This is a genomic window from uncultured Parabacteroides sp. (assembly GCF_905196875.1).
Lineage (GTDB): Bacteria > Bacteroidota > Bacteroidia > Bacteroidales > Tannerellaceae > Parabacteroides.
This window is the reverse complement of sequence record NZ_CAJJWO010000061.1, coordinates 1-15,474: the sequence shown is the minus strand read 5'-3', so window position 1 is coordinate 15,474 and position 15,474 is coordinate 1. Positions and strand designations below refer to the sequence as shown.

Annotated in this window: 15 protein-coding genes; 3 read left to right on the top strand and 12 right to left on the bottom strand. The window is 45.3% G+C overall.

Annotated elements, in window-relative coordinates; translation table 11 throughout:
• Nucleotides 1-31 precede the first annotated feature (31 nt).
• Both QZ076_RS16860 and mgtA read right to left on the bottom strand, forming a co-directional pair.
• Nucleotides 32-1,168 carry a carbohydrate porin gene (locus QZ076_RS16860; RefSeq protein WP_293715015.1) on the bottom strand — a complete coding sequence of 379 codons (1,137 nt, stop codon included), beginning with the start codon at nucleotides 1,166-1,168 and terminating at the stop codon, nucleotides 32-34.
• The gene (mgtA, locus tag QZ076_RS16855; protein ID WP_293715012.1) at nucleotides 1,135-3,789 is read right to left on the bottom strand and encodes a magnesium-translocating P-type ATPase; all 2,655 of its coding nucleotides are present in this window, start codon (nucleotides 3,787-3,789) and stop codon (nucleotides 1,135-1,137) included. Before mgtA ends, QZ076_RS16860 begins: the two co-directional genes overlap by 34 nt.
• A gap of 393 nt (nucleotides 3,790-4,182) precedes the next feature.
• Here mgtA and QZ076_RS16850 point away from each other — a divergent pair, with 393 nt between their 5' ends.
• The gene (locus QZ076_RS16850; RefSeq protein WP_293715009.1) at nucleotides 4,183-4,761 is read left to right on the top strand and encodes a YdeI/OmpD-associated family protein; all 579 of its coding nucleotides are present in this window, start codon (nucleotides 4,183-4,185) and stop codon (nucleotides 4,759-4,761) included.
• 173 nt (nucleotides 4,762-4,934) lie between these two features.
• On the opposite strand, the gene rsgA is transcribed toward QZ076_RS16850, so the two are convergent.
• From rsgA to QZ076_RS16810, 7 genes are all read right to left on the bottom strand, one after another.
• Complete coding sequence (rsgA, locus tag QZ076_RS16845; protein WP_293715006.1) at nucleotides 4,935-5,990, bottom strand: ribosome small subunit-dependent GTPase A; 1,056 nt, start codon at nucleotides 5,988-5,990, stop codon at nucleotides 4,935-4,937.
• Nucleotides 5,987-6,766 carry a class I SAM-dependent methyltransferase gene (locus QZ076_RS16840; RefSeq protein ID WP_293715003.1) on the bottom strand — a complete coding sequence of 260 codons (780 nt, stop codon included), beginning with the start codon at nucleotides 6,764-6,766 and terminating at the stop codon, nucleotides 5,987-5,989. The genes rsgA and QZ076_RS16840 overlap by 4 nt, the downstream gene beginning before the upstream one ends.
• Before the next feature lie 248 nt (nucleotides 6,767-7,014).
• On the bottom strand, nucleotides 7,015-7,233 hold the full coding sequence (locus tag QZ076_RS16830; protein ID WP_122360249.1) for a hypothetical protein: 219 nt from the start codon (nucleotides 7,231-7,233) through the stop codon (nucleotides 7,015-7,017).
• 1 nt (nucleotide 7,234) lies between these two features.
• Nucleotides 7,235-7,711: a DUF3990 domain-containing protein gene (locus QZ076_RS16825; protein WP_293714997.1), complete on the bottom strand. Its 477-nt coding sequence runs from the start codon at nucleotides 7,709-7,711 to the stop codon at nucleotides 7,235-7,237.
• Complete coding sequence (locus tag QZ076_RS16820) at nucleotides 7,708-7,932, bottom strand: DUF3791 domain-containing protein (RefSeq protein WP_293714994.1); 225 nt, start codon at nucleotides 7,930-7,932, stop codon at nucleotides 7,708-7,710. The genes QZ076_RS16825 and QZ076_RS16820 overlap by 4 nt, the downstream gene beginning before the upstream one ends.
• A 102-nt stretch (nucleotides 7,933-8,034) precedes the next feature.
• Nucleotides 8,035-9,402, bottom strand: a complete 1,368-nt coding sequence (locus QZ076_RS16815; RefSeq protein WP_293714992.1) for an ATP-binding protein — start codon at nucleotides 9,400-9,402, stop codon at nucleotides 8,035-8,037.
• The gene (locus QZ076_RS16810; protein WP_293714989.1) at nucleotides 9,386-10,084 is read right to left on the bottom strand and encodes a response regulator transcription factor; all 699 of its coding nucleotides are present in this window, start codon (nucleotides 10,082-10,084) and stop codon (nucleotides 9,386-9,388) included. The genes QZ076_RS16815 and QZ076_RS16810 overlap by 17 nt, the downstream gene beginning before the upstream one ends.
• A gap of 117 nt (nucleotides 10,085-10,201) precedes the next feature.
• Between QZ076_RS16810 and QZ076_RS16805 the strand changes: the two genes are divergently transcribed.
• Together QZ076_RS16805 and QZ076_RS16800 are read left to right on the top strand one after the other, a co-directional pair.
• Complete coding sequence (locus tag QZ076_RS16805; RefSeq protein ID WP_293714985.1) at nucleotides 10,202-10,930, top strand: SDR family NAD(P)-dependent oxidoreductase; 729 nt, start codon at nucleotides 10,202-10,204, stop codon at nucleotides 10,928-10,930.
• 18 nt (nucleotides 10,931-10,948) lie between these two features.
• A complete protein-coding gene (locus QZ076_RS16800) occupies nucleotides 10,949-12,601 on the top strand; it encodes an amino acid permease (protein WP_293714982.1) in 1,653 nt (550 codons plus the stop codon).
• Between the two features lie 273 nt (nucleotides 12,602-12,874).
• On the opposite strand, the gene QZ076_RS16795 is transcribed toward QZ076_RS16800, so the two are convergent.
• The 3 genes from QZ076_RS16795 to QZ076_RS16785 all read right to left on the bottom strand — a co-directional run bounded on the left by QZ076_RS16795 (nucleotide 12,875) and on the right by QZ076_RS16785 (nucleotide 15,308).
• The gene (locus QZ076_RS16795) at nucleotides 12,875-13,150 is read right to left on the bottom strand and encodes an HU family DNA-binding protein (RefSeq protein WP_293714980.1); all 276 of its coding nucleotides are present in this window, start codon (nucleotides 13,148-13,150) and stop codon (nucleotides 12,875-12,877) included.
• A 24-nt stretch (nucleotides 13,151-13,174) separates the two neighbouring features.
• Nucleotides 13,175-14,353 carry a clostripain-related cysteine peptidase gene (locus QZ076_RS16790; RefSeq protein WP_293714977.1) on the bottom strand — a complete coding sequence of 393 codons (1,179 nt, stop codon included), beginning with the start codon at nucleotides 14,351-14,353 and terminating at the stop codon, nucleotides 13,175-13,177.
• Between the two features lie 169 nt (nucleotides 14,354-14,522).
• Entirely contained in the window at nucleotides 14,523-15,308 is a 786-nt protein-coding gene (locus QZ076_RS16785) for a DUF4469 domain-containing protein (protein WP_293714974.1), read from the bottom strand.
• Nucleotides 15,309-15,474: the final 166 nt, after the last annotated feature.

The following is a 15,474-nucleotide window of genomic DNA, read 5'->3' as shown; positions in this document are numbered from 1 at the left end:
GAAAGTTCCTGTACCCCCTGGAATTTATAAGCTAATAACTCACCACCACCCTCAACATAGCAATATTATACCTCTCATTTCCAGTCCGTATAAAGTGAAATGCAGGTTGCACAGTAAAATGATCCGACACCGTATAATTCCATGTTATTTCCAAAGTCCTCTCCTGGACATCGGAGAAAGAAGCCTGCGAAAAGATCACGCCTAAAGCATCATCCCGTGAAGCAGAAAGTATTCCTTCGAAAACACCCCCGGCAGCTATATAGCGCCGACAGTCATTGCGACCGGATGGAGCAAAAGAATACTGTCCCAACACTCCCGCCGAATAACGCCCCGAACGCCAACACACCTGTTCTGCAGAAAGCCAGCAGGCATAATTCACCCGCCAATGTTTTGCCGACGACATTTCCGTCTGCGCTTGCGCCTGTTCCGACGGCAGACGATAGTCAGACGCATCACTGAAACGATTGCCGCCATGTACAACAATGCCCATATTATAAGTACCATGATAACTGTTGTTTGTAGTATAACTCATTTCCGCCATATCAAGTAAGCCATCCCGGTGCGGTGCAACGGTAAATACCGAACTTCCCCGCTTAAAAGGGAGATAAGCCTTCCCGTTATACAGACTGTTCTTTATCCCGATCTCCTCATTTATCTGATATTCCAGATGCAAGCAGACAGCGGACAAAGGATAGTTCGCCAGTATGTAATTGGCCGACAAAGTCGGATAGATCCCACAAGAACTGTTCGTAAACAAGGAGGCATACGGAGCCGTGAAATAATCCTCGTTCACATTCCGCAATCCCCCGAACAGAAGCACCTTTCCTATCAGTTGGGAATACCCCAGGATAAAAGGGCTGAAAGGCAGATTGTCCTCTTCTATATTCGAAAAGACCTGCCTATCTCCGGCAATCCGTTCACAGGAGGTCTTGTAGACAGAAATCGTCTGAACCTCCAACTTCCCGTTACCCCATAGCCCCAGCCATTCCATCGGTACCGTAGCACGAAGAGAAAGAAGATTCACCCAATTCAACCGCCTGCCGAAATCCGACTGTAGCTCAGTTGTGTACTGAACGGATACTCCCGGCTTCTCCCGGGCAAAAACCACTTTCTCCTCACCCATCTGCAACACTATTACAACCAGCGTGTAAATCGTTTTACGTACCATTGTTTTACGAATTGAGTCAACATACAATATCCAAGTAAAGTAGCAAGCAGCCAGGGAAAATAACTAAGCGGCAGCGGTACAAGCCCGATAGACGCACCTATCCCTGTAAACGGCAGAATGATACCAATCGCCATGATCGCAAAAGTGGTGAGTAATACCGGCCATGAAGCACGGCTCTGTATAAACGGAATCTTCCGTGTACGGATCATATGCACGATCAATGTCTGCGAAAGCAGCCCTTCCACGAACCAACCGCTCTGAAACAAAGCCTGATGCTCCGGCGAAGTACACCCGAACACATACCACATCAACAGATAAGTCGTGATATCGAATATCGAACTGATCGGCCCGATACAGATCATGAAACGGCTCAGATCAGAGGCATCCCACTTACGCGGCCTCAGTAGGTATTCACGGTCGACCTTGTCAAACGGTATCGTCGTTTGCGAAACATCATACAACAAGTTCTGTACCAACAAATGAATCGGAAGCATCGGCAGGAAAGGAAGGAAAGCACTTGCCGCCAACACACTGAACATATTACCGAAATTTGAACTCGCCGTCATCTTAATATACTTCATAATATTGCCGAATATCTTACGCCCTTCGAGAACACCTTGTTCCAGCACCATCAAATCCTTTTCCAACAGAATGATATCAGCACTCTCCTTGGCAATATCGACCGCCGTATCCACTGAAATCCCGATATCCGACTGACGCAAGGCCGACGCATCGTTGATCCCGTCCCCCAGGAAACCGACCGTATTCCCACCCTGTTGCAGTAACGTGATAATACGTGTTTTCTGCATCGGGGTCAGTTTCGAATAAACCGTCGTATGTTGCAGCTCCTTCACCAGTTCCTCATCCGTCATCTTTTCGATCTCCGGCCCCTGCAACGTATGCGTAATATCCACACCGACCTGGCGGCAGACCGCTTTCACCACAGCTTCATTATCACCGGACAACACCTTCACCTCCACACCATGCTCATGCAGCTGGCGAATCGCACCGGCAGCCGACGATTTAGGAGGATCGAGGAAAGCCAGATAACCGATCAGCACCATATCCATTTCATCCTCCACCGAGAAATCCAGCTCCTTTTCTATCCAACTCTTCTGGGCAACTGCCAGCACACGCATACCGTCACGGTTCATCCGCCCGCTTATCGCCAAAGCAATCTGCTTCAGTTCGTCTGTCATCGGGCATACTTCACCGTTATATTCCACATATGAACAGATCTGCATCATTTCCTCGATCGCTCCTTTGGTGATGATCTGCCGCTTACCGTCATTATCTTCCACGATCACCGACATGCGACGACGGGTAAAGTCGAACGGAATCTCGTCCACTTTCCTGTATTTATCACCCAGATGCTCAAAATCCAGTTCCTTCGCATGCGAAAGGATCGCCTTATCCATCAGGTTCTTCAACCCGGTCTGGAAATAACTGTTGAAATAAGCATGCCGCAACACACGCAGATCGTCGTCCCCATGTACGTTGAGATATTTTTCCAACACGATCTTATCACGTGTCAACGTCCCCGTCTTATCCGTACAAAGAATATTCATCGCCCCGAAACTCTGTATCGCATTCAGATTCTTCACGATCGTCTTGCGGCGCGACATGCTGACAGCCCCTTTCGCCAGATTGGAGGTAACGATCATTGGCAGCATCTCCGGCGTAAGTCCGACAGCAACGGATACGGCAAACAGAAAAGCGTCGAACCAGTCTCCTTTACTCAACCCGTTAATCAGGAACACAAACGGAACCATCACCAGCATAAACCGTATCAGCAACAAACTCACCTTATTGATTCCCCGGTCAAAACTCGTCTGCGCCCGCACCCCCGTCAGGCTTTTGGCAATCGTCCCCAAATAAGTAGAACGCCCGGTAGCAAACACCACGCCTATCGCCGATCCGCTCACCACATTCGACCCCATAAAGCAAATATCATCCAGTTCGACCACACTGCCCGTACGGTGTGTCCTGTTCCCCAGTTCCGCCCTTTTCTCTATGGCATCCGACTCGCCCGTCAACGACGACTGACTGACAAACAGATCCTTAGACTCCACGATACGGATATCGGCAGGCACCATATCACCGGCAGCCAGGTAAACGATATCCCCCGGTACGAGTTCAGCGATATTCACCTCCTGCCCGTCTTTTGCACCCAGGCGGTAGACGGTAGCCGTATTCTTCACCATCCGTTTCAAAGCATCCGAAGCCCTACCCGATTTCCATTCCTGCACGAAACGAAGGATAGCACTCAACATCACCATCGCCGTAATAACGATAACGGTCACCCACTCCCTTTCTTCCGGGGCGGCCATCAAAACATCGATTACCAGTGAAATAACCGCCAATGCCATCAAGATTCCGATAAAAGGATTGATAAAGGTTTTAATAAACATGATCAGCCAACGGTCGCGTTTCTCGCGTACGATTTCATTAGGCCCATGGAAACGTAAACGGTCTGTAACTTCTCCTTCCGTCAGTCCCAGACGCGAAGTATCGAAATAACTGAACACTGATTTCAGTGGTTGGGTAGCAGCCAGGAACACCCGTTCGCTGTTGAAAGAGATTGAGTTGTTGTTCTTTCTTTTCTTTCTTCTGATCCACATGATAACTCTTTTTTGTGAAGCTCCCTGCTCCCAAAGCAGGAAGTCTCCGGTTTGGTATTCGTTTTATGTCTCTCTTTTTGACAGCGCAAAAGTAGAGACACCTGGCCAGACAAGCCGTTAGAGAACAATTAGAAGGGTATTAGAGAACCATTAGAATTTTGCAGTTTACTTCTACTTTTACCGACTCTGCAAAATGAAAATATTCAGGTGGACTTGAAAATCCCCTCAAAAAAGAGTGTTTTTTCAAGTCTACCTGAATATTTTCCACTATTTTTGCATAAAACGTAAACGATTATGGACAAGAGATTACCTGGTCACAGAAAAAGAATATATTGCATGAATGACAAAGAGTACAATGGGGACTAAGCTACCCCCAAAATGAAAACAACCATTATGACAACAGAAGATAATATAATGTACTTTGAAAATCGGGAAGATTGGAGAAAGTGGCTAGCAGATAACTTTGAAATCAAAGATGAAATTTGGTTTGTCTTTCCCCAGAAATCATCAGGCAAAAAAAGCATTATATACAATGATGCCGTTGAAGAAGCCCTTTGTTTCGAATGGATCGACAGTACGATAAAATCGCTTGACAAAGAACATAAAATTCAGCGCTTCACGCCTAGAAACCCTAAAAGCACATACTCTCAAGCCAACAAAGAACGACTTAAATGGTTATTAGAAAATAAAATGATACACCCTAAATTTGAGGATAAAATACGAACTGTTCTGTCTGACCCTTTTATTTTTCCAAACGATATAATCGACAGATTGAAAGAGGATAAAATAGCATGGAAAAACTACCTACTCTTCTCCGACCCATATAAACGTATCCGGATTGCATACATTGAAGCAGCCAGGAAACGGCCTGAAGAATTTGAAAAACGACTAAGCAACTTTATCAATAAAACGAAAGAAAATAAAATAATAACTGGATTCGGCGGAATCGGAAAATACTATTATCCCCAATAAAATCCAGTATACAACGAAAACCCAGAATACACATTATAATAATTGAATACAAATATTATCCATTTTTATTTTATACACAAAACAAAAACCATTCTACCCTAAAGTTTGTATGTCTAAAAAATAATATAATACGGTGCAGGAATCCTTGGAAACCTGCACCATATAAATAGAAGTCAAGAATTTGCCTTGCGCTTCTTCACTTCGTCGACGAGCTTTGAAAGGGATTTATCCTTTTTACGTTTCTCATGCTCGGAAGCGGAGAAATGCCAGGCCTCCCGCTTAAGTTTCAGATAGCTTTCATACACTTTGGTGTCTAGCAAACCTTCTGCTACAGCTTCAAGAACAGCACAGCCGGGTTCATTGGTATGTGTACAATCCTTGAAGCGACACGATTCTGCGTAGTTGGAAATTTCCAGCATTTCGGCAAGTGAATCGGGATTATCTACCGCCAGTCCGAACTCCCGGATACCCGGAGTGTCGATCAAAACACCTGAACCGTCCATCAAGACCATTTCCCGGCGGGTGGAAGTGTGCCGTCCTTTTCCGGTGGACTGGCTAATGTCGGAAGTCAACAGCACCGATCTTTCACAGAGTGCATTGACCAGCGAACTCTTCCCTACCCCCGAGGAACCGACAAAGACAACTGTTTCGCCTTCCGATATAGATTCCCGTAACTGGGAAACCGTTTCAGGATGATGGATACTTGTGAAGAACACCGGCATCTTGCAGGCAAGGTGTTTAATAGCCTCCTCTGTTTCTTGTTTATCAAAAGACAAATCGGATTTATTAAGTATCAATACCGGATCGATGCTTTCTTCCAATATCTGAACCATGAAGCGTTCGACCCTGCGAATATTGAAATTATCATCGAGACCCTGCACAATAAACGCCTTATCCACATACGAAGCAATCGCCTGTTTTTCGGCTACCGTTCCATTTTTCTTACGGTATAATGTCCGTTCACGGGGCAACATATCGACAATAATTCCTTTGCTATCGTCGAATGGTTGAAATAGTACCCAATCACCTGTACAAGGTAGTTCAAAGTCCGATCTTCCATACATCATACTTCCCGTTAACTCACATTGAAACAGTCCGTTTTCGGAAACAACTTCGTAGCAGGTACGATGCACGATAGCTATCCGTCCGTGAGACAATGTTTTATATGTAGATTCTTGTTTTAGTTGGTCCAATCTGTCGTTCCAACCATACTTATTCAAATTAATCATTGTGTTACCTTTTTTGCGATATAAAATACATAGCCGTAAAACTCTTTATACTTGCGGTATAATTCTTCTTCATGATATGACATCACGACAAGTTCTTCGGCGGATTTATTTCCCGGATATTTTGCAAGAAACTTTTCCCGAGCCTTAGCCAATGGTGCAAAATAATACTTTGTCCAGCATGTTTCAGGCAAAATAAAGGAAGCGACAGGAAGATATCCGGCTTTCTGTATCTGGGCTACCTGATGAGGAATCGTATCTATTTCCGGATATGACTCCATCCAAAAATCATGAATCTCTGCCGGACGTTCCTCGGTAAACCATGCGCTTTCGGAGACAGCGATATATCCTCCTGGTTTCAGGTATTTACGCCACTCATTCAGTCCGCGTTCAAAACCGATATTATAGATAGCTCCTTCCGACCAGATCAGGTCCAACTCTTCCTCTCCGAATGGAAGGTCATCCATCGAACCGACGATACCCTTCACTCTATCCTGAAGATTCAGCTCTCCGGCATTACTATTGAACCGGTCGATGAACTTCGGGAAAAAGTCGAGACCTGTAATATGTCCCGGTGCATGTTGTGCCAGAACCATTGTCTGACCGCCTGTACCACAACCCAAATCGGCAATAAGGGATTGATCGGTCAGATTATCAATAAAGCTCAGTGCTTTACGCGTCACTTCAGGACTTCCGGGTCCCTGACGTTCTGTATTTAAAAAATATTCGCAGATAAGGTTTAAATCGAATTCGTGAATTGTTTTATTTTCGTTACTCATTTTCTTATATATTTATATATAAATGTACATAGTATACCATGAAAGCATAACAATACTCTCATTATTGTACACTGATAAATGTTTACTTAATACAATAGAAATTACACCCGAGTAGAATTACCCGAGAATAAACGAAAGGACAACCTGTACAAGGAATACAGATTGTTTACTACACCAAATCCGATTTAAATTGTTTGTTTAACATGCGGCAAAAGTACATAATATTTTTACCAGAAAGCATGTTTTACTTATTTTTTATCCATAAATTCCTCATATAAAGCCACTGCACCATAATGCCACAGTTTAGAACTTTCTTTTTCCAAAGCTTTGTAAGTATTAGAATGATAAAATTTTTGTATAGCTTCTATTATTGAACCTCCATGTTCTTTTACATACATCTGTGCTAAAAGGCTTACTTTGGAAGGTAACAACAAATAAAGGTTTTTATCTGTGATTTCTCTGTTCATTTTAGACCTCCTTCGCTTCTAAAAAGATTAAATAAGATAATGCATCTTCCGTATGAAACAGCAACTGATCCACCAGAAGATAAGTCTTTAATTCCTGAATTAATTCCTGTTTGTTAAGCAAACCTCCCTCGTATAAAGCAAAGGCAGCATAAACACGATCATTTGCAACAGGACCATATACCACATCATAATCATGATGAAAAAGCCGGTCTGTCCGATTAGCCATTACAAAGTCCAACCATTCTTCCGTAGGCTCCGTAAAACGTAATATTTTCAACTTTTCCATTGAGGATAAATCAAATTCATACACATTGATAAAACCTTTATTGTCTTTTCCTCTGATTTTACGCTTCACCCACAGCTCTGCCTGTTCTTCGGAGGTTGTGGTATAAAATCCCATACCATAATCCAGCGTACGATTGGCTAGTCGTATTTGTGGATTTTCTACTATTTCCAAACTTCCGTGGTATAGTTTCATTCCATTTCCTCCTTTTGTTTTGCAATATAATCCTTTATCTCTTCCATTAACCATTGTCGCCCCTGTGTATGCAATACCTCAAAGTTATCTGATAAATAAGACAATACGTTATATTTCTCAAATAAATTCATGGTATCTTCACCCGACAAATCTCGTTCCATTTTATATTGTTCGATACAAAACGAAAGAAAATAGGCTATATCTAATTCTCTTTTATCCATAATAAGTCACAAAATTTGATCTATAACTATCCAAATCACAAAGCGATCCATAGTAGATACACAAAGATAGTGTTTCTCTTCATTTTATGTAGTAAACAGATTCTAAATATGCAGAAACTCCACCACAAACACAGTCCCTTCGCCTGGATAAGAATGAACGTAGATATTTCCTTTGTGGAGGAAAACGATCTTTTGCACCAACGCCATCCCTATTCCATTGCCGACTGCATAGTTACGGTTACTGCCACGGTGGAAGGCGGTAAAGAGATGTTCCATATCTTCCGCAGGGATTCCGATACCTGAATCGGAAAAGCGGAGGATGGATTTTTCTTCATAGAAAGATATCTGCACTGAGGAAGTTTTGTCATCAGAGAATTTACAGTTGTTCTCCATCAGGTTGACAAAGGCAGTTTTCAATAGATAAGCATTCCCGGAGACAGTGATCATGGCATCGTCGTCGGTCTCTTCTTCAAAAAGCAGATTGACCTTATACTCCTTATTGGCTTTCAGAACCAGTTCGCGGGCATCGAGCAACAATTCGTCCAGGCGCACCTCTTCCATACTGATCTGCTCCGGCTGATAACTGGCACGGGCCAGATTGAGCAAGCCCTCAGACAATTTCACAACCTTATCCGCATCCGTCAAAGCCTCTTCCACCGCTTTCCGATAGGCTTCACCGGAACGCTCCTTGAGAAGCGTAACCTCCAGGCCACCGATCAAGGCAGCCATCGGCGTACGAAGTTCGTGGGAGACATTACTAACAAACATTTTCTGTGCATCAAACGACTGCTCCAATCGGTCGAGCGTACGGTTGAAGGTTACAGCCAACTCTCCCAACTCGTCTTTTTCGTCCGCTACCGGAACTCTTTCGTCCAGATTAGATGCCGTTATCTTCTCCACCTTCCTGACGATATTCGAGACAGGCGACAAAGCACTTCGCGACAGAAAATATCCCACAACAGCCAGTATCGCCAACCCGACACCCCACAATATCAGCAGGATATTCCGTAAAGCATCGAGTTTCGCATAGCCATAACCGTCAAATGCAGCAGCCGTGATAACATAGTCTTTCCCCTCAAACGAATACAAAAGTCCGACCACCTGATAATCTCCTTCAAAGAATTCGATGGATTTCTTTTCGATAATACGCCGGATCATTTCTGGAGTTTCTTTCACCCGGTCTATCTCTTTGGCATCATGGTAAAGCAGATTGAAATCCGGTTCGTAAACAGCCACCTCCACCTCATCGATAAACTCCCGGTTATTCATATAAATGGATTGCATGGTAGCAGCATCGACCTTATGTTGCAGAAATAGATTGGCTTTCGTAATTCCCTCCTTTTTCAGGTCACGATAGAAAACACTTTTCCGGTTACTTTCCGACAAGAACCAGATCATTCCCATCAGGAACAGGAAGACAGTAGCTGTGACTGCCGTATAACGAATCGTCAGTTTAGTCCTGATTTTCATCGGTACGAAGTATAAAACCCATACCTGGCTTAGTATGGATCAGTTTAACAGGAAAATCACGGTCGACTTTCTTTCGGAGATAATTGATATAGACATCGATAAAATTAGTTCCCGTATCGAAATGAGTGTTCCAAACCTTATCGGCTATCTCCGCACGCGACAGGACTCGTTCCGGATTCTCCATCATATAAGCCAGCAAATTAAACTCTTTAGGAGTCAGTTTTATCTCACGTTCATCGCGAAAGACAGACTTAGCAGACAGATCGATATGAAGATCGGCATAGTTTAACTCCTGGGGTTGTACAGTTTGCGAAGCGACAACTTTTCTTTTCAGCAGCACCCTGATACGGGCATCCAGTTCGCGGAAATCGAAAGGTTTGACCATATAATCGTCCGCCCCGGCATCGAAGCCATCCAGTTTGTCGTCGGTTGTACCCAAAGCAGTAAGCATCAGAACAGGGATATCCGGATTCAGTTGCCGCACTTCTTTCGTCAGCTCAAAGCCGTTCATCTTCGGCAGGATAATATCAGAGATCACCAGATCGAACCCCGAAGCCCGAAAAAGACGCAACCCCATCTCACCGTCAAAAGCGACAGAAACCTGGTAACCGGAATCTTCCAGACCTACCTTCAGGAGCTCCGCTACACGCTGTTCATCTTCTACTACCAGTATTCTTGTCATACGATTTTTCTTTGTTTTTGGGATCACCGAACCCGTTATAAGGTTTACAAAGATAATAATTTCCTATATTCACAGTATATCCCTATATTTGTCCCACTATATTTTTAAACAAAGGAAATGGTCAAAAGGATTGTTATCATCGGAGCGACGTCAGGTATCGGTTATGAAGTTGCAAAAATATACCGTCAGTTGGGTTGGCATATCGGAGTGGCAGGACGCCGTATCGAACGTCTCGAAGCATTCAGAGAACAGGCTCCTGAACAGATAGAGATACAACAACTTGATGTTAACGAGGTCGATGCAGTAGAAAAACTTCATCAACTGATCGACAAGCTGGGAGGCATGGATCTATTCCTGCTCAGTACAGGCATCGGCAGCCAGAACCGGATGTTAAATCCAGATATAGAACTGGCAACGGTGAATACCAATGCTATCGGTTTTACCCGCATGGTAACAGCTGCCTACCATTATTTTCAGGAACAAGGGGCAGGACATCTGGCCGTTATCAGTTCCATAGCCGGAACAAAAGGCTTGGGAGCCGCTCCTGCCTATTCGGCCACCAAAAGATTTCAGAATACCTACATCGACGCTCTGGCCCAATTGGCCAAAATGGAGAAGCTGCCTATACATTTTACCGATATCCGTCCCGGCTTCGTAAAAACAGACTTATTGAAAAATGATAAATATCCTCTTTTGATGCGTCCTGAACGAGTTGCGCAACAGATCGTGAGGGCACTGAGCAGAAAAAAACGCACTGTCATCATCGACTGGCGTTATGTAACTCTTGTGTTCTTCTGGAAACTGATCCCCTCCTACGTATGGGAACGGTTGTCTATCCACAATTAAATACACAAATAAAAGAAAATGGGATTATTCATAAAGAAACCTCTGGGAGCCTTACAGGCAGAAGCAAATGAATCAGGAAGTAAAACATTAAAACGGGTATTGGGGCCGTGGAGCCTGGTAGCACTAGGTGTCGGCGTTATTATCGGAGCGGGATTATTCTCGATCACAGGAACCGTTGCAGCCGGATATACCGGACCAGCCATTACCTTATCGTTTGCCATAGCTGCCCTGGGGTGCTGCTTTGCCGGGCTGTGTTATGCAGAGTTTGCTTCAATGATTCCGGTGGCCGGAAGTGCCTACACCTACTCGTATGCGACTATGGGCGAGTTAATCGCCTGGATTATCGGTTGGGATCTTGTACTCGAATACACTGTGGCGGCAACGACCGTCAGTATCAGTTGGAGCCGTTACCTCGTAGTCTTCCTGGAAGGGCTAGGCATTCATTTACCGCAAACACTTACTGCCTGTCCCTGGGACGGTGGCATAATCAATATCCCTGCTTTCCTGATCGTTGTCCTGATGAGTATCTTCCTGATCCGCGGAACGGAAGGTAGTTCGATCTTTAACGGGATCATTGTATTCCTGAAGGTTTCCGTGGTACTGGTTTTCGTTGCTTTGGGTTGGAAATATATCAATACGGACAATTATATTCCTTATATTCCTGCCAATACAGGAACACTCGGTGAGTTCGGTTTCTCAGGGGTGCTTCGTGGAGCGGCCATCGTCTTTTTCGCTTTCCTCGGATTCGATGCTGTATCCACCGCAGCACAGGAAGCTAAAAACCCGAAACGCGACATGCCGATCGGTATTCTCGTCTCCCTACTGGTGTGTACCGTCTTATACATGCTGTTCGCCCATGTGATGACAGGAGTGGCACATTATACCCAGTTTGGCGGACAAGAAGGGATTGCTCCCGTAGCCGTCGCTATTTCAAATATGGGGAATGCAGATGCGGCTGGTATTATCCAGCCGGATTATCCCTGGTTGAATAAAGCGATCGTTCTGGCCATCCTGTTCGGTTACTGTTCGGTCATCATGGTGACTCTGCTTGGACAAAGCCGTGTATTCCTGAGTATGAGCCGCGACGGACTTTTACCTCCTTTCTTCTCCCATATCAACGAAAAGTTCCGTACGCCGGCACGAAGTAATCTGCTCTTTATGTTGCTGGTAGGGTTGCTGGCAGCCTTTGTTCCGGCTCGCGTAGCAGGTGAAATGACCAGTATCGGAACGTTATTTGCTTTCACACTGGTATGTGCCGGAGTATTGGTAGTAAGAAAAACAATGCCGGACGTTCAGCGAGCTTTCAAAACACCGTTTGTACCGCTCATTCCTATTCTGGGAATCGTTACCTGCCTTTGCATGATGCTCTTTCTCCCGGCCGATACCTGGATACGTTTAATATTATGGATGTTGATCGGACTGGATATCTATGCTTGCTATGGCATTAAACACAGTAAACTGGAATATATGCAGCAGCATCGTAAAGGGCAGCTTTCACTTAACATGATAGGTATCGCCCTCTCCATCCTCTGTGTAATCACCGGACTATGGCATCAGCAGACAGTGGGATGGAATGAAAGCAAGATATTACTGATTATTTCGTTCGTATTCGCATTCACACATTTGCCGTTTTATATGACACGGATCTGGAGGAATACGACACAAGCTTAAAAGGAGTCGTATTTTGACAGAAGTGAATGTTGTGTTCGTAGGGGCGGTTCGCGAACCGCCCGTACAGGCGCCGTCATAATAGAACAGGCAGGTTCGACGTAGGGGCAGGGGTTGCCCGCCCTCCTTCACCGTTTGTTATATCATTGTCGCAAAGGGTGGGTAAACCCCACCCCTATGAGGCCTGTTATTTTAGTTCACATTCTAAATTGGCACATTGGCATATTGCCACATTGACTCATTATGTCCTAAATACGAACCTTTGAACGCCTGCCTTTACTTATTCAAATCTTTCAGTAAATTCTTCCCCGGTTTGAATTTCGCACTTAAGCGGGGACGGATCAAACAAGCCTCTCCCGTACGTGGGTTACGACCTTCACGGGCTGTTTGTTCCCAAAGATAGAAGGTTCCAAACCCTTGTAACATCAAAGTTTTATCTTCTTTCAGTGCATCGGCAAGAGAAGCCTCGAAAGCGCTTACGAAGCGCCGTGCTTCGATTTGAGTTATAGACATACGTTTAGATACTCGTTTTGTCAATTCTGTTTTATTCATACTGTTTTCTTTTTATTTGTTTATTCATTTCATCAGTTTTCCCCACCCGGTTTGTTCCCAGGCTGAGTTCAATACCGGATAGTCATGTTGCGAGATATAAATAGTCAGACCGCTATGCCTACGTAGAGGCAGATCTACAAAAAAAGGTGTAGCCGCTTTGTAAACAACAGTTTCAGAAAGAACCTGGAGCGCATGTTTTATTATGGTTTGTTTTTCCGGCCCCAACTTTTCTGCAGCATAGGTAACCAGACTTGCCAGATCAAAAAACAGCCGATCGCCTGAGCGATCGAAACATTGAATGTTTTTCAATTCTTCACGACTTATCTCATCAGGCAAAAGACGATATACCTCCCCTATTGCCCGTACCAGTTCCTCCATTTTATCCAACCGTATCACACTCACCGTGGCACTCCGGTAAGGAGTTTCCAGCCCATTGCAATGCGTATAATAAGCAGTAGCCGCCTCGGACAATACCACCTCGGGCTGTGCTAATAAAGCCTGAAGCATATCTTCATAAACCGGCGTGAACCCCGGACTCAGTATTTCCGCCGACGATGCAAGCAGCAAACCGGCTTTGTCGCGTAATTCGTAAGCCACCTCCGCACTGGCCATCAGGCAAGCCTCCAGAACGACAAAATCGAACTGTCCGTCAGGAATAGCAGCCGCAAAATCCCTTATCTCCATCTCGCGTCCGGCATCGTCGATGATAGAACGAAACCCTTTGCCAGAAGACGATCTCTCACCGGATCGATTAGCAGCACGCGGATCGGCATAACGTCCCGCTGGAAGCCAGCCCGTACCATGGCTGAAAAGTAACAACCCATAAGAAGGAGCCGGAAAACCACTCGCCATATCCCTCAAAACCTCCGAGAAGACCTGCGGATCTGCCGAATTGGCATCCGGATATTCCTTTACGACCTCGGTATAGGAATGACCACCATTGTAGACTACTTTCATCAATGAAGGAGTTCCTTTCTCTCCCCGTGTATCCTGATAAATCAACAGGTTATCCTGTATATTATGCCAGCCCGAAACAAGCGCATCCACCTTTTGCCACACCTCTTCCGACAGGCTGTTATCGCCTGCCAGATATACCAGGAGGGTACGCCGGGCAGAGGGCTGTATGTCGCAACTCTGTTCTTCACTACATGCCAATGGCAAGAAAAGACAAAAAAATAATCCGATCAGGCGATTCATTTTCATTCGGTTGTTATTAATTATTCGGTCATCGACAGATTTGAGCCATCTGCGCACTCCCGCGTAGATGACCCGCGAACCGGCGCGTAGATCGTCTACGAGGAAGGGCGTAGGTGGCAGACGCGGCAGCGCGCGAGCAACCTACGAGGTAGCGCACAAGCTATCGACGCAAACACTATTCTATTACCGGACGGTCATCGTCGTCACCACCACCGGCATCAGCGACCACCAGGTCGAGCGGAGAAATCAGCACACGTGCCTCCTTCAGAAAAGTACTGGTGTTGCTATAGTATGTTTCAATCTGCAGGCGATAACTTCCGACAGGCAGGTTCGCCGGTACGGAAAATACCAGACGGCTCGGATCATTCACAGCCAGGGCAGTGATGGTGGCGGCTACCGAATCGTCGGCAGTATTGACCAGCGTCAATTTCCCGACACCCGTTCCGTCGGCATTGAGGCAACGAAGCTTTGCTCCAGTCACATCGAGCATACCGCCCGGAGTAATCGTACCGTCGGTAAGGCCAGTGGTTACGTCCTTCACCAGCCCGATGCGGGCACCGCCCAGCTTCTTTACATTTCCTGAAAATACAGGTTTCACTTTCGCCACTTCCCGGCGAAGCGCCTGAGAAGGAGAAACATTAACGATACATTTATTTTCCGGTTTCACTTCGCCCGTTTCACCGATAAAAAGTCCGGAAAGGTCCGGCGAATACTGTGCCGACCCTGTCACCACCGTATTTCCCTGGCATACCAGGCGGCAGATCATTTCGTCGACCAGCTTGCATGTATTCACCAACGTTTCCGGCCTGTATTCCGTACGTTCGGCACATATTGCTTTTGCAACATCCTCGATAGTCAGCGAACGCAATCGCTTGACAGCTGCCGAATAGTCGTTTGTCACGTCTTTCGTCATGGTGAACTCCACCAGATCGAAAAACCACTTATATTCTTCTGTAGCCATAATAATTGTTGTTTAATTAATAATTTGCTTATAAATCAATTTACCTATATGCCGATAGAGGTTCTTAATTTGTCAGTTTTGAATGTTGTGTTCGTAGGGGCGGTTCGCGAACCACCCCTATGAGGCCTCTTATTTTAGTTCACATTCTAAATTGGCACATTGGCAT

Bases quoted from the DNA above. Each gene is read 5' to 3' on its own strand.
- QZ076_RS16860 (WP_293715015.1), bottom strand. From the start codon at position 1,168: ATGGTACGTAAAACGATTTACACGCTGGTTGTAATAGTGTTGCAGATG.
- mgtA (WP_293715012.1), bottom strand. From the start codon at position 3,789: ATGTGGATCAGAAGAAAGAAAAGAAAGAACAACAACTCAATCTCTTTC.
- QZ076_RS16850 (WP_293715009.1), top strand. From the start codon at position 4,183: ATGACAACAGAAGATAATATAATGTACTTTGAAAATCGGGAAGATTGG.
- rsgA (WP_293715006.1), bottom strand. From the start codon at position 5,990: ATGATTAATTTGAATAAGTATGGTTGGAACGACAGATTGGACCAACTA.
- QZ076_RS16840 (WP_293715003.1), bottom strand. From the start codon at position 6,766: ATGAGTAACGAAAATAAAACAATTCACGAATTCGATTTAAACCTTATC.
- QZ076_RS16830 (WP_122360249.1), bottom strand. From the start codon at position 7,233: ATGAACAGAGAAATCACAGATAAAAACCTTTATTTGTTGTTACCTTCC.
- QZ076_RS16825 (WP_293714997.1), bottom strand. From the start codon at position 7,711: ATGAAACTATACCACGGAAGTTTGGAAATAGTAGAAAATCCACAAATA.
- QZ076_RS16820 (WP_293714994.1), bottom strand. From the start codon at position 7,932: ATGGATAAAAGAGAATTAGATATAGCCTATTTTCTTTCGTTTTGTATC.
- QZ076_RS16815 (WP_293714992.1), bottom strand. From the start codon at position 9,402: ATGAAAATCAGGACTAAACTGACGATTCGTTATACGGCAGTCACAGCT.
- QZ076_RS16810 (WP_293714989.1), bottom strand. From the start codon at position 10,084: ATGACAAGAATACTGGTAGTAGAAGATGAACAGCGTGTAGCGGAGCTC.
- QZ076_RS16805 (WP_293714985.1), top strand. From the start codon at position 10,202: ATGGTCAAAAGGATTGTTATCATCGGAGCGACGTCAGGTATCGGTTAT.
- QZ076_RS16800 (WP_293714982.1), top strand. From the start codon at position 10,949: ATGGGATTATTCATAAAGAAACCTCTGGGAGCCTTACAGGCAGAAGCA.
- QZ076_RS16795 (WP_293714980.1), bottom strand. From the start codon at position 13,150: ATGAATAAAACAGAATTGACAAAACGAGTATCTAAACGTATGTCTATA.
- QZ076_RS16790 (WP_293714977.1), bottom strand. From the start codon at position 14,353: ATGAAAATGAATCGCCTGATCGGATTATTTTTTTGTCTTTTCTTGCCA.
- QZ076_RS16785 (WP_293714974.1), bottom strand. From the start codon at position 15,308: ATGGCTACAGAAGAATATAAGTGGTTTTTCGATCTGGTGGAGTTCACC.